Source organism: Bacillus sp. 196mf (genome assembly GCF_003217275.1).
GTDB classification, from domain to species: Bacteria; Bacillota; Bacilli; order Bacillales; family Bacillaceae_G; genus Bacillus_A; species Bacillus_A thuringiensis_S.
In genome coordinates this window covers 298,007-312,487 of sequence record NZ_QJTG01000001.1, presented here as the reverse complement: position 1 = coordinate 312,487, position 14,481 = coordinate 298,007, and the positions used below count along the sequence as shown (strand labels likewise).

Here is a 14,481-nt window from a genome sequence, read left to right as displayed (position 1 = left end):
TTCCATTTATTTTCTTAATTGGAGTCCCATTATAAAATCAACAAGAAAGTGTGCAAAGATTGTTATAAACAAATTCCCTGTCCATTCAAATACATAACCAAAGACAAAACTAATGAAACAGACGAAACAAAACAAAAATGGCTTTGTTATATAACGAATATGTAACACTGCAAATACGAAACTCGCAATTACAATTCCAAAATGAGTCTGCACTACACCTCTAAATAAAAATTCTTCTGCAAAACCGATTACGAACGTAATAATGAGTAAATGCAGAACCGACATTCCTCGAAACATCTTATCGTTAATACCACCATCATCAAACCAAGACTCTGGAAACACTCGCATTGCAACATAATCTAATAACACAATACCAATCGCTAACAAACCACCTATAATAAGTATAGATACTGGTTCCCATCTCCATAAATTAAACACTTCTTTTACATCTTGAAATAATATATATGCTAGTAAACAGCCAATACCGATAATAATTAACTGTGTTATATATAGATTCAGCCTTATTTCCTGCGGACTCATATCTTCAACATTATGCCTTTGAATGTTCATCATTCCCCCATCTTTTCTAGGCCGAAAAGCTTTTGTAACTCTGTTTCCCAATTATAGTCGAAATCCGATTGTTGCGCTCGTCTTTTTTTATAATCTTCTTTTGTAATACCACAATAATCACAGCAATTATTTAACTCTTTCTCTTTCCTATAACCGAACTGTTGCAACACATATTCACGTCTACATCCTTTAACTCGTATCCATGACTTCATATTTTCTAGCTCACTATATTTATTACGCAACCTTATTTCTACTTCAGCTATTAATCGGTTCATAATTTCATCTGACAAACCCTCTAATAATAATCTTCGTTGTTGTATAATTCCAACCTGTTCGAGATGATAACGAACGAAACGCCAATATTGCTCATTAAATCTTGCTGCATTATAACAAATTTCTTCTACATCTTCTATTGGTAATTCTTTCGTTTGAAACATTCTTTCTTGTAGTAAAGAAAATAAAAATTGTATTTGCGACTTACTTGGCAATTCATCCTCAATGATTGAAATTGGTAAATCATGATCCAACGGACTACACAATAAAATAGCTATACTCGGTTCGCCATCTCTTCCAGCTCTTCCGATTTCTTGTAAGTAAGAAGCTATATTAGTTGGATAATGAAAATGAATAATATATTGCGTATTCGCCTTATTTACCCCCATACCAAATGCACTTGTACATATTACAAGCTGCAATTGATCGTTCATAAACTGTTGTTGAATTAACATACGCTCTTCATGTTCCATACCACCATGATAAAAAGCTACACCAGTAACACCTTTTCCTCTCAAGTATTCCGTTAACCTTTCTGTCCACGCTCTACTTGAACAATATACAATTCCCGGCCCTTGTAAATACATCACCTGCTCCAAAAGCGCCTCTTTCTTTTCTTCTATCGTCTCTACAAATTGCACCTCCATTGCAATATTAGGACGGTCAATAGAGTATACATGTTCCGCGGCACCCTTTAAATTTAAACTGTCTGCGATATCTTGTAGTACCCCTTTTGTCGCTGTGGCTGTCAATGCTAATACTGTAGGAGAACCAATATTTTCAATAACTACATTTAGTTTCTTATAGTCCGGTCTAAAATCATAACCCCATTGAGAAATACAATGAGCCTCATCAACAACAAATAATGAAATATGAATTTTCTTCAATTCCCTAATTAATAACTCCGACTGTAACATCTCTGGTGAAACAAAAATAAATTTATATGAAGATAATTTTTTCATCGCTTCTCTTTTTTCATTTAATGTCCGAAAACTATTAAATGCTATCACTCGGTTTTTCACAACATACTTTAATTGTGTCACTTGATCTTCCATTAAAGATAATAACGGTGATACAACAAGCACTGTTCCTTCTCGCATAAGCCCCGGAAACTGATAGCACATAGATTTCCCTCTTCCAGTCGGAAGCATTGCTATCACATCTTTTCCTTCTAATAAATCTGTAATAACTCCTTTTTGACCTGGACGAAATTCAGAATATCCAAACCACTTATATAAATATTCTTCAAGTTTCATTTACACCCTCCATCCGCGCTAATACAAGACGAACTTCAAAATAAGAGATATCTTCTCCAACAGCTTGTTTCAAAACACGTAACTTCCGCGTTTGTAATGCTTCAATTACTTTTATTACTTTGTCTATCTTTTCTTTTTCCATAAACATTTCAATAGAAAAATCTTTTTCTCGCAAAGCAATTTCAACAAAATGATCTTCTATCGTTGCAACCTTTAAATTCCGAATCGTCGCTATTTCTTCTAAAGAACGCCCTTGTCTCCAAAAATTATATGTTTTTTTCGTGGATAAACTAAATAATTCAGCTCTCTCATTTGGATAAGATATAATTTCAGCTAATAGTGGAAATTCATTTTCTTTATCACGAACTTCTTGTATAAAGAAATGCATTGTACCCCAAAATAAAAAATACACCCTGAATATATCTTGTTTTGTAATTTCTGCTAATTGTTGCAATGTACAACCAATACGTTCATAGCCCGTTAGTCGATATGTTACAATCGTCGCTTCTATCGCATTACTCTTTTCCAAAAGATTATGTACTTCCGTCCATAGTTTCCTCGCCAACTCACTTCTTTTATATGGCCTTCCTGTTAGAAAACGTTTTACCCACATCATTATTTCTGTATCTTGTTGAATTGGGATAAACTTCGTATTATTCTGTTGTAAATTTGATATGGTTTGAATAATCAATGATAATCTTTTCCAAAATGTTTCACCTAATTCACCATAATGTAAACCATGCAAATGTGCTGGAAAAGCATAAACTTCCTCCCATTTATGTAACTGCATTTTACCCGTAGGTGTTAACACATATGTATTTTCATGTATTTCTTGAATAAAATCCGCTTGCAACAACTTTACAACTTCACCATCATAGTCATTTCTATTTAATGATTTATATATTCCGAATAAAAAAGAAATCCGGAACATATTTCCATCTTGTAAAGTTTGCGAAGAACGTTTGCCCTTTAGTAAATAATAAATAGAAGAAACGGTTCTTTCACCATTCAATTGTTTTAAACAATGCAACAAAGTATATTGTATTTGCATGACCGCTTCCACCTTCCAATCTTAACTTCATTCTTTTCAGTACAATTACACTATCTACTGTCGCTCATTAAACTTATCATATAAGGACTATATACTTGTATATATTCTATTGTATCAAACGAAATCACATTTACGTATTTTGAAAATCTTATGACATAATTCAAAAATAAGTTGACACTCTAATTGATAAGCATTATCATTATAATTTTATGTTGAAAAGTTTCACAAACCGTTTTACAATAAGGTTATAATTTTTATGGCGAGCTTTTCACATACATATTATCAGGAGGGAAAAAAGATGGCAAAATATACAATCGTTGATAAAGATACTTGTATTGCATGTGGTGCTTGTGGCGCTGCTGCACCAGACATTTATGACTATGATGATGAAGGTATTGCATTTGTAACATTAGACGATAACCAAGGTATCGTTGAAATTCCAGATGTATTAATTGAAGATATGATGGATGCATTCGAAGGCTGTCCAACTGACTCAATTAAAGTTGCTGACGAATCATTCGACGGAGACGCTTTAAAATTCGAATAGTCTTTTATTAACTTCAAAAAACGCCCCTCATATGGATGAGGGGCGTTTTTTGTATCTAATTTTATTTTCCTTAATAAAAAACCATTAGTAGTTCCACACTACTAATGGTTTTAATATATATTATGCATTTTTCATTTTTGCAAACACCCATACTTTCAGGCGTGAGAATAATGCTACAAATACAATTGTTACAACAATTCCTTTAATTAAATTAAATGGTAAGATTGCCGTTACAACCGTTGTTCTGATAGCTTCGCTAGACATAGCCGGTGAATTTAAAAACCAAGTGTAAGCCGGGAATATGATGATGTAGTTTAATACACTCATAATAAGTGCCATTGTAATTGTCCCTAGCATTAATCCTGTCGTTAAACTCTTCACAGTACGATACTTTCTAAATAAGAAAGCTGCTGGTCCAATAAATAAACATCCTGCAATAAAGTTTGCAATTTCTCCAACTGGTACTCCTGTTAAACTTCCTTGAATCCCGTAATGTAAAATGTTCTTTATCGCCTCTACAATCACTCCTGCTACTGGTCCAAAGATAATTGCTGCAATTAGAGCTGGTACATCACTAAAATCAATTTTCAAAAATGGCGGAAGCCCTGGGAACGGGAAATCCAACATCATTAGTAAATATGCAATACTACTTAGCATCGCTACACTCACCATCTGCACTACACTGTTTTTTTGTTTCATCTTTCTCTCTCCTTTTCCATCGATCATCTCATGGAAAGTGGAAAGGTTCTGCTATGCCTATTTTTTCATAGAACGAAAAAACCCTTTGTGTTTTACACAAAGGGAGAATTTAAGGCACATCAAACAGACGTTCAAATCCATATCTTTTTTGAACGCTTGAACCTCCATCTTCTCCCATCCAGACTATACTGTCGGCTTTGGAATCACACCAAATCCTGCCTTAACGGCTCGCGGGCTTAGAACAAAATCATAAATAGTTCATCACCGCCGGTCGGGATTTTCACCCTGCCCCGAAGATAGACCGATATTCTATTTTCCCCTTCATTATACAACAACCTTATAACATTGTGAACTAAAAAATTGTAACTTATTTAAAATTAGTTATTTATTTTTCGTAACAACAAATGAATTGCGAAATATTTTACAATACAATCCATATTTTTTATTATTCGGCATTTCTCTTTTGAATTACCTAGTCATATATAATTAAAAGTGATAAGATATTGAATTGTTAAGATAAGAACATTTTCTGAGTTATGGAGGAAATGTCATGAAAAAAGAAAAGAGACATTCTATTCGAGAAGCAATGAAAAAAAACTTAAGAAAAGAATACTTTTACTTAAAAAAAGAATTACTTTTCTACTGCCCAATTGATTTAGGCACATTCTCAAACGAGACATACTATGCTACTTTCGATGAAGATGGCATCAGTATTTATCAGTATGATAAGAAAACAGAAAGTAAATTAAAATTGTGTGAGCGTCATCCGTGGAAGAGTTGGAGTAAAGTGAAGATTGATCACTATTTGACAACTTCTCAATTTATTTTTCAGGGTGAGCGAAATTGGATCTTATCTCTTTTTCAAAAAGGAAAAGAAGCTCAAAAAATTATTGAAGAGCATACATCTTTACAAACAGAAGTTGTTTCCCGCTCTTTCTTAAAAAAACTTCCTGGCTTTCGTTCTAATACACCACTGAATAAATACATCGGTAGCATTTGTTACACTGCACTTATTGCATTTTTATTAAAATGGATGATTCCATTTCAAGCACCACAAATCGCCCTGTATTCTATTTCGATTGGTTGTATGCTTCTTGGCCTACTTTGTTTGACAATCGGTTTAATTGAACCGACTATCGTACTGTTTCGAACAAAAGAGAAAACAAGAACAAAAGTTTTTTACTTATATAGCTATTTAGCTATTTCTGGATTTATATGTGTCTTTATTTTTTGGTAAAAGAAACCGTCCCAAAATAAATTTTGGGACGGTTTTCTGTTAAATATAGATACTCTAATTCACTCAATACTTCTAGGAGAAGCGCCCATATAATTTCATTTACATTGAACCTTATTTAAGAATATTCAAAGTTTAATTTTTGAGACGTTGCCTTTACTTAACATATAATTGTTGATTAGGATAAATTAGCTCTTGCTGCAATCCATTTTTTTCTTTAATTTCCTTAAGTGTCATACTAAATTTCCGTGCAATACTAACTAAAGTATCCCCTTTTTGTACGACATATAATGATGAAGAAACAACTTCATTTCTTTGTTCACTTAAAACAAGCAATGGGTTCATCGCATTCTTTTTCGCCATCGTCCATCTTCCTTGATGAAGTTCTAGATGTAAGTGTGCACCTCGCGATTCTCCCGTGTTCCCTACTTCTCCAATTTTTTCTCCTTTTGAAATATAATCCCCTTGAACTACATATCTCTTATTTAAATGTGCATACACAGCCTCATATTCTCCATGTTTAATAAATATAACGTTTCCATAACTACTTGAATAATAAGACTTTGTTACCTTCCCTTCTTGAATAGCTGACACAGGCGTGCCGATCGGTGCCGCTATATCTATACCGTAGTGTTTTCCGTGTCTTGTCCCAAAATAATCACTTATCTGTCCTTCAACAGGCCATGCCCATTGATTTCCCTCTGCGTACACATGTAATTGAGATAAAAACAGTACTGTCAATAACATAATGCCGTATTTTAAAACTTTCATATACATCCTCCGTTTTCTAATTACCACCATACCTTCTCTATTTTGGTATATTACAGAAAAAAGTATACAAAAAAGAAAGTGAATCACTCCACTTCCTTCTCTTTCTTATCACGAAAAACGATTGCACTGCGATTATACTCTACATCTTTTACTTGTAATCGAGCGTTTATTACTCTAGCTACTGCAAATAAATAGTCAGATAATCTATTTACATACTTTAGAACAACTTCATTTATTTTTCCTTCTTTTTGTAAGGACACGATACATCGTTCTGCTCGCCTTACAACTGTACGTGCAATATGAATAGCAGCTGCCGACTCGCTTCCACCTGGTAAAATAAAGCGCTCTAGCGGCGGTGCTTCTTCTATATACGAATCAATCCTACTTTCTAAGTTTTCGACCATTTCAATTTTTACTTTATAAGGTATCTTCTCACCTACTATCGCCAAGTCTCCCCCGCAATCAAATAGTTCATGTTGAATCGTTTCAAGTTCATTGTAAATATCTCCGAAAGGCCCGCCTTGTAGTTTAGTCATTGCATATCCGATATGAGAATTCGCCTCGTCTATTGTTCCATACGCTTCCACACGGATATCATCTTTATCAACCCTACCACCTATTACACTTGTCGTTCCTTTATCTCCTGTTTTTGTATATAATTTCATTTCTTCACAGCACCTCTCTTGTTATTCTTTATTCGAGCAACATAGAAAAAAGTTCTACCATTCTTTATTTAATTGAGTTTACAAAAAAATAAAAAACAGCAGAACTTTATTCATTATCAACTTTAAAAACGTATATCTAAATTATACGATTCGGTAAATAGACAGAGAATATAGTTCCTTCTCCAACAACACTTGATACAGAAATTTTACCATCATGGCCTTGAACAATATTTTTCGCAATCGCAAGCCCGAGTCCTGTTCCACCTTTTTTTCCACGTGTTCTTGCTTTATCAGCTTTATAGAAACGATCAAATAAAAATGGAATATCTTCTTCTGGAATACCAACGCCCGAATCTTGTACTTCAAAAATGAGACCATTATTTTTCGTATCAATTACAAGTGTTACATGTCCGCCTGCGTTCGTATGACGTATTGCGTTATCAATTAAATTCGTCAATACTTGTTCCATACGATCTGCATCAAACGGGTATTGTTCAATTGGATTTTTGAAATCAACTGTTAGTTCAACTTCTTTATCCTTTGCAATCCCTTGGAATTTACGACCAATTTTTTCAACAAACGGATGTATGTCCACTTCACCTATATGTAACTCTACATTACCACTTTCCATGCGTGCTAAATCTAATAATTCATTTACAAGTTTACCTAAACGAACGGATTCATCATAAATGATTTGAACAAACTCATTAATTTCTTCTTTCGTTTGCACAATATCATCTAAAATTGCTTCACTATACCCTTGCAGCATGACCATCGGTGTACGAAGTTCATGCGATACATTCGCAATAAAGTCTTGACGCATCTTTTCAAGACGACGTTCTTCCGTCATATCTCGCAGTACTGCTACAGCCCCGCGAATTTTCGTTTGATTGTAGAGCGGCGTCATAAGAACTACATAGTTCCCTTTTTGTAAATTAATTTCAACAACTTGTTGTTGTTCGCTTTCTACAACGAGATGGAATAGTTCAACAAGTTCAGAAGGCAGTTTTTTACTGAGCTCTATCTCTTTTTCTTCTTGCCAAACTTGTAAGAAATGTTCAGCCGGCGGATTGATTACTACAACTTCACCTTCTTGATTTAATGTAATAACCCCATCTGCCATACTACTCAAAATACTTGCTAACTGTTCTTTCTCTTGCTGCAGGGCATTCATATTAAACTTCAACTGTTTCCCCATTTGATTTAAGGCCGTTGCAAGCTCACCAATCTCGTCCTGAGATACCATAGGGGCTTTCGCATCAAACTTCCCACGCGACACTTCAAAAGCAACCTCACGCATTTTACGAAGTGGTGCTGTAATTCGAGTAGATAAGAAGAATGCAAAGAAAGTTGTTAATATAATCGCAATCCCTGCTGATAAGAATATAAAATCAGTCGTTCTTTCCATACCTTGTATCGGCACTTGTAAAGATTCGTATACAAACACTGCACTTTGATTTTTTGATTGCACTGGTTTTCCGACAATCATAATATCATTTTCAGTATTTTTATTTTTTCTACTATTAGAGGCTTTTCTAATGTTATTCTTAATTTCTTTTTTGTCTGTAAACACAGCCGCTAATTCTTTATCTTCTTTTAAGTCATCCATTGTAAGAGTGACTAAGCCTTCTTGTTTCGGTGAAGAAGAGATTTCTTTACCATCTTCTACAATAATAATCCTTGAAAGTGGATCAGAGAATTTGTAAGCGATATTCTCAATCGTTTTTACATCGGCACCTTCTTCAATTAACTCTGAAACACTTGTTGCGACTTTTTGAAGCCTAGCTTCACTCATATCAACATAATACGTTCTAAAAAACTGTGAAAGTAAAATCGCAACAAATCCAAGAACAAACGAAACGAGAAGTAATATGGTCATCCATAACTTCCCTACTACACTTCTCCAAAGCATCAGTCGTTCACAACCTCAAATTTGTAACCTACACCCCAAACAGTAACAATCATTTTCGCTGCATCTGGTGATTTTTTGCTTAACTTCTCACGTAAACGCTTTACATGTGTATCAACTGTACGTAAATCTCCGAAGAATTCATATTGCCATACTTCTTTTAACAGTTGCTCACGATCGAATACTTTATCAGGAGCTTTCGCTAAAAATAATAGTAACTCATATTCTTTCGGCGTTAAGTTTACTTCATTACCATCTGCAGTAACACGGTGTGCATCGTTGTCAATTGTTAAGTGCGGGAATACAGTAACATCTTTTGTCGTTGTATCTTGTGTAAAGAATGTTGTTGGTACAGCACGACGTAATACCGCTTTCACACGTAGCACGACCTCACGTGGACTAAATGGCTTTACAATATAATCATCTGTTCCAACTTCAAATCCTTGTACTCTATTTACTTCTTCACCTTTTGCTGTCAGCATAATAATTGGTGTCGCTTTCTTCTCACGAACCCCTTTACATACTTCAATGCCATCTTTACCAGGCATCATAAGATCTAATAAGATTAAATCGTAATCATTTTGTAACGCCATTTCTAAAGCTGTATCACCATTATCTGCTTCTTCAATTGTGTATTGTTCTCTTTCTAAGTACATTTTCAATAAACGACGAATACGATCCTCATCATCTACAATTAAAATTCTTGATTCATTTTCCATCTCTACCCGCTGCGTACTCTCACTTCAGCGGTTCACACCTACCCTTCTTTACTATTATGTTGCGCTATTCTCGTTTATTTAAGCAATCTTCTAAATGTTTCACTTCCCATATTATGCTTCACAAGAATAATAAATTTTGTTCAATTTTTTTCCAAAACTATGTATTTTTTTTGAACAGTATATAATGTCCTCGACATCATTTTACAAAATCAACCGCTACTTTGTCATGTTTTTCTCAAAAAAGAAGAAAAGTTGACAAAAATAAAATAGGAAAGTGACATGCACTCTCCTATTTTATTTCTCTATGCATATGAATGTAAACCGGCAATAATTAAGTTTACTACAATAAAGTTAAACATAATAATTGCAAAACCAATTACTGCAAGCCAAGCTGATTTCTCTCCATGCCACCCTTTAGATAATCGTAAATGTAGTACTGCAGCATAAAAGAGCCACGTTATAAGTGCCCAAACCTCTTTCGGATCCCAGCCCCAAAAACGCGTCCACGCTATTTGAGCCCAAATCATTGCAAAAATTAACGCTCCTAATGTGAAAACTGGGAATCCAATTGCAATAGATCGATATCCGATTTCATCTAGTAAATCACTATTCGTATTCTTTACTAACGGCTGAAGTGCTGCCGATACTCGCTTCCGTAAAACAAGTCTTAATACAATATAAAGTAATGTTCCAACTAACACTGACCAAATAACAGTATTTAATTTCTTCGCATTTACAATCGCTGGAACTTCAACTGCCGGTTCTAATTTATTTTCTGTCAGTAACTTCCCTTCATGCGGTCCAACTAAAGCCGGAAGATTGTACTTCATTTCCAGTTGCTGTTCATTTTTATCAACCCATTGAAACTTCGCTTCATATTTCATACTAGAAAATACCGTTGTTACTCCAATAAATCCAACTGTACAAACAAGTGTAAATACTACCGTCTCTAGCCAAAATGTCCGTTTACTTCTCGTTGATTGATCTACATTTTTTAATAAATACATAACGCCCGTAATAAAACTAATCGCTAAAATTGCTTGTCCTGCTGCTGCAGTCGTCACGTGAATATGTAACCAATTACTTTTTAAAGATGGAATAAGCGGAGATATTTCCCTCGGAAACATACTTGCATAGGCAATTAATAAAAGCGCAACTGGTAATGCAAATAGTCCAATTATACTTACACGGTACATAAAATACATTACAATAAATGCTCCTACAAGCATCATGCCGAAAAATGTACCGAATTCAAAAAAGTTACTAACTGGTGCATGCCCTGATGCGATCCACCTTGTAACAAAATATACTGTTTGTGCTATAAACCCTAAAATTGTAATTGTTATTCCTACATTTGCCCATTTATGACCCTTTTCTTTAATGGCTCCACCAAAAAATAGAGTCGCAATTAAATATAAAATAAATGCGGTAAAGAGAAAGTTACTACTTATTTGCACCATATCGTTTCCCCACCTTAACTAATTTTTTTATCGATTACTTTATCATTTGGCTGTGGAATTGCTGTACCTTCTATTACTCTTTCAATATCTTTCTTTAAACCGAACCAATTTTTATTCGTATGCCCTGCAATCCACCATTCATCATTAACACGTTGTATCCAAATACGGCGATGATTCCAATACATACCTTGAATGACACCAACCATAAATATAAACCCTCCAATACCGAGAATCCAAAGCGTTAAATCTTTTCTTACAGTAAGTGCTGTTGCATTTTGCATTTCAACACCTGCAAACGACATTTTATATTTGTTGTTTCCATCAGGTTCTATATTTTGCTGAATACCAACAAAACTCACTTCACCATCTGGTGTTTCAGGTGTAAACATTTTAAATACAAATGCAGGATTGTTCGGTAATTTCGTTTTTGTATTTGGTTTTCCATTCTCATCGAAATAAAAATCAGGAAAATAGCTTAATAGTTCTAGAGAATAACCATTTCCTAAATCATATTTTTCCTTAGGATTCGTTAAATCTACTTTAATCGGTCCCCATTTTTGATTATTTTCTTTATTTTGCAAGTTGAAGGACATACTTTTAAATTCACTTTCTTTATAATCCACTTGATACACTGCAAATTGATCAAATTTCAGTGGTTCATTTACTCGAATTTCCGCTTCTTTTACTTTTTCCAACTTTGGTTTTTGCCCTGCTATATTTTCGCCCACAGCTTTATATAATACAGCATTCGTTTGGAAGTTTTTCGCAATCATTTTATCGCCTACACGATCAATCGCTTCCTCAAAAACTTCCTTGTCCTTACTTTTATCATAAACTTCTTTTATAAATTTCTCGTTTTTTAAGTAGTATTGTCCATCCGTCCCTGGTATTTCTTTCGTTTCACCATCACGTAACCAAAGTGCTTCGTCTACGTACATACTCGGTAAAAAACGAAGCATCGCACCGAATAAAAAGATAATAAGACCGATATGATTTACATATGGACCCCAACGCGAGAAGCGTCCCTTTTCTGCTAAAACGTTTCCGTCTTCCACTTTCACGTTATAGTTTCTTTTCTTTAAATTCTTTTGCACTCTTTCCAGGTCACCATCTTTCGGTGTACCAGTCCCATATAATCTCTGTCTCTTTAAAAAGCTAGGATGTCTTTTTACGCCTTGCTTTTTTAAAGCTTTATAAAGTGGAATAACGCGGTCTAAACTACATATCACAAGTGAAATACCGATAGAAGCAATCAAAATCATATACCACCATGAACCGTATAAATTATTAAATCCTAATTGATAGTATAATTGCCCTAAAAATCCGTATTCTTGTTTATAATATTCAGCTGGTGCAATCCCTGGAGTTATGTACATTTCTTGCGGAAAAATAGTTCCTATCGCTGATGCAGCTAAAGTTATTACGATTAGCCATACACCCACTTTTACAGAAGAGAAAAAGCTCCAAATTTTATCGACTATCGTTTTTGTTTGCGTGAGAGATCTCCGTGCACTCCCCTCATAGCGCATATCCAATAGTTTTGCATTTTCATTGCTTTCAAATGGTTTCCCGCAAGCTTCACAAAAAACGGTTCCTATCGGATTAACATGTCCACATTCACATTTAATTTCTTTCAACACTCTCACCGCCCCTGTCTCTATATGTACTATTGTATATTCTAACCTCAAGTTACCGCAATACTCAGAATTTTTAAACCAGAGGCACTATAGACACGCACCTCTTATGTAAAGGCTTTCTTTATTACGGAGTAATTTTCTTTAAATACCCTTCTAACTGTTCTTTCGTTTGTTCACCTATAATTTGCTCCACTACTTTTCCATCTTTATCAATCAAAAAGCTTGTCGGTAATGGACCTACTCCATATGTTCCTATAATCTTTTGTCCTTTATCAATAGCAACTGGGAATTTCAAACCATATTGGTTCACAAAGTTCTTTACTGCAATATCCGTTTCATCCGCATCTAACGCTATGATTTCAACGCCTTTTTCTTTATACTTTGGATATAATTCATTCATATAAGGCATTTCTTTTTCACAAGGTTTACACCACGTACCCCAAAAGTTTAAAAATACACCTTTTCCCTTTAAATCTTTTAGTTCAATTTTCTTCCCTTCTAAATCCGTCACAACAAAGTTAGGTGCTTCTTTTCCGATTTGCATTTTCTCTTTATTAGCAAAGAATCCTTGATAAAGGGTAAATCCTACAGCACCACATAAAATGAGTAGAATAATAACGCGAAATAATAAGCGATTTTTCTTCATATTACCTCTCCTCTCCTCGGTAAATGTTATGTATTATCTTCTGTAAATGTTGTATTGAATAAATCACCAGCAGAGCACTCCACTGGTGAATTTTTAACTCTATAGCTTATCTTGGCTTTGTAGAAGCAAGCGCGCGTAATTGTTTCACCTCATGTGGTGTCAATTCTCTCGCATCACCAGGTCGCAGGCTTCCTACTTCTAAGAAAGCATAACGTTCACGTTTTAATTTCACTACTTTACAGTCTAACGCTTCAAACATACGACGTACTTGACGGTTACGTCCTTCATGAATTGTTAATTGTACAATAGCCATTTCTTTACGCTTGTCCCAAGAAATAATTTTCACATGTGCTGGTGCTGTTTTACCGTCTTCTAGTGCAACACCGCGTTCTAACATGCGAATTTTCTCACCTGTTAATGGGCCTTTTATTTTTGCAACATACGTTTTTTCAACTTTATATTTAGGATGCATTAATATATTTGCGAAGTCCCCGTCGTTTGTCATTAATAATACTCCTGACGTATCATAATCTAGACGTCCGATTGGGAATAAACGTTGTGTAATTTCAGGGAAAAAGTCTGTTACAACACTTCTACCTTTATCATCTGATACACTTGAAATTACACCAGTTGGTTTATATAGTAAAAAATAAACAGGTTCTTCTTTTTCAAGAGGGATGTTATTTACTTCTACTTTATCTTGAGGAGTTACTTTTGTTCCTAACTCTTTCACTATTTTTCCGTTAACTTTCACTTTTCCTTGCTGAATTAATTCCTCAGCCTTTCTTCTCGATGCAATACCTGCTTGCGCAATCACTTTTTGTAATCGTTCCATTTCTTTTTTTCACCTCGAATTTATCTTACCTTACATTAGAAAGACTTGGCAACCGCATACGCTTTACGGTTATTCGCTCCATCTCACTTAAACAACATAGCGATGATATTAAACATATAAAGGTCAAATCATGTTTTTATCCTTTATTATTGTCCATATTTTTCATATTTCTCACAATAAAAGTTCATCATTTTGTCAAAAATACCACA

14 protein-coding genes and 1 riboswitch are annotated in these 14,481 nt (G+C 34.5%); of the genes, 2 read left to right on the top strand and 12 right to left on the bottom strand.

Annotated features, from left to right (window positions below; all coding sequences use genetic code 11):
- Positions 1–6: 6 nt before the first annotated feature.
- From ATL10_RS01795 to ATL10_RS01785, 3 genes are read right to left on the bottom strand one after another with little or no spacing between them, the layout of a single operon-like run.
- Positions 7–570: a CPBP family intramembrane glutamic endopeptidase gene (locus ATL10_RS01795; protein ID WP_001025783.1), complete on the bottom strand. Its 564-nt coding sequence runs from the start codon at positions 568–570 to the stop codon at positions 7–9.
- Positions 570–2,099 carry an ATP-dependent DNA helicase RecQ gene (gene recQ / locus ATL10_RS01790; protein WP_016082279.1) on the bottom strand — a complete coding sequence of 510 codons (1,530 nt, stop codon included), beginning with the start codon at positions 2,097–2,099 and terminating at the stop codon, positions 570–572. The genes ATL10_RS01795 and recQ overlap by 1 nt, the downstream gene beginning before the upstream one ends.
- Positions 2,089–3,150 carry a YpbB family protein gene (locus ATL10_RS01785; RefSeq protein WP_001167017.1) on the bottom strand — a complete coding sequence of 354 codons (1,062 nt, stop codon included), beginning with the start codon at positions 3,148–3,150 and terminating at the stop codon, positions 2,089–2,091. Before ATL10_RS01785 ends, recQ begins: the two co-directional genes overlap by 11 nt.
- Positions 3,151–3,448: 298 nt before the next feature.
- Between ATL10_RS01785 and ATL10_RS01780 the strand changes: the two genes are divergently transcribed.
- Positions 3,449–3,697, top strand: a complete 249-nt coding sequence (locus ATL10_RS01780) for a ferredoxin (RefSeq protein ID WP_001151993.1) — start codon at positions 3,449–3,451, stop codon at positions 3,695–3,697.
- Between the two features lie 120 nt (positions 3,698–3,817).
- Here ATL10_RS01780 and ATL10_RS01775 read toward each other — a convergent pair whose 3' ends face one another.
- Positions 3,818–4,396 (bottom strand): ECF transporter S component, encoded by a 579-nt coding sequence (locus tag ATL10_RS01775; protein ID WP_000810856.1) that lies wholly within the window; start codon positions 4,394–4,396, stop codon positions 3,818–3,820.
- A gap of 162 nt (positions 4,397–4,558) precedes the next feature.
- Positions 4,559–4,698: riboswitch (FMN riboswitch) on the bottom strand.
- Between the two features lie 248 nt (positions 4,699–4,946).
- Here ATL10_RS01775 and ATL10_RS01770 point away from each other — a divergent pair.
- Complete coding sequence (locus tag ATL10_RS01770; protein WP_000711798.1) at positions 4,947–5,633, top strand: hypothetical protein; 687 nt, start codon at positions 4,947–4,949, stop codon at positions 5,631–5,633.
- Between the two features lie 153 nt (positions 5,634–5,786).
- Here the strand turns inward: ATL10_RS01770 and ATL10_RS01765 are convergent, their stop codons facing one another.
- From ATL10_RS01765 to rluB, 8 genes are all read right to left on the bottom strand, one after another.
- Positions 5,787–6,401 (bottom strand): peptidoglycan DD-metalloendopeptidase family protein, encoded by a 615-nt coding sequence (locus ATL10_RS01765; protein WP_000866227.1) that lies wholly within the window; start codon positions 6,399–6,401, stop codon positions 5,787–5,789.
- Between the two features lie 83 nt (positions 6,402–6,484).
- A complete protein-coding gene (locus ATL10_RS01760) occupies positions 6,485–7,066 on the bottom strand; it encodes a cob(I)yrinic acid a,c-diamide adenosyltransferase (protein ID WP_000781271.1) in 582 nt (193 codons plus the stop codon).
- A 136-nt stretch (positions 7,067–7,202) separates the two neighbouring features.
- Complete coding sequence (gene resE, locus ATL10_RS01755; protein WP_110496342.1) at positions 7,203–8,978, bottom strand: sensor histidine kinase ResE; 1,776 nt, start codon at positions 8,976–8,978, stop codon at positions 7,203–7,205.
- Positions 8,978–9,694, bottom strand: coding sequence for a DNA-binding response regulator ResD (gene resD / locus ATL10_RS01750; RefSeq protein WP_000426861.1), 717 nt, complete (start codon positions 9,692–9,694; stop codon positions 8,978–8,980). The genes resE and resD overlap by 1 nt, the downstream gene beginning before the upstream one ends.
- A gap of 302 nt (positions 9,695–9,996) precedes the next feature.
- The gene (gene resC, locus ATL10_RS01745) at positions 9,997–11,154 is read right to left on the bottom strand and encodes a cytochrome c biogenesis protein ResC (protein WP_000250087.1); all 1,158 of its coding nucleotides are present in this window, start codon (positions 11,152–11,154) and stop codon (positions 9,997–9,999) included.
- Between the two features lie 14 nt (positions 11,155–11,168).
- On the bottom strand, positions 11,169–12,794 hold the full coding sequence (gene resB / locus ATL10_RS01740) for a cytochrome c biogenesis protein ResB (protein WP_000910517.1): 1,626 nt from the start codon (positions 12,792–12,794) through the stop codon (positions 11,169–11,171).
- A 121-nt stretch (positions 12,795–12,915) separates the two neighbouring features.
- Entirely contained in the window at positions 12,916–13,437 is a 522-nt protein-coding gene (resA, locus tag ATL10_RS01735) for a thiol-disulfide oxidoreductase ResA (protein WP_000742194.1), read from the bottom strand.
- A gap of 106 nt (positions 13,438–13,543) precedes the next feature.
- A complete protein-coding gene (rluB, locus tag ATL10_RS01730) occupies positions 13,544–14,272 on the bottom strand; it encodes a 23S rRNA pseudouridine(2605) synthase RluB (RefSeq protein ID WP_000440553.1) in 729 nt (242 codons plus the stop codon).
- Positions 14,273–14,481: the final 209 nt, after the last annotated feature.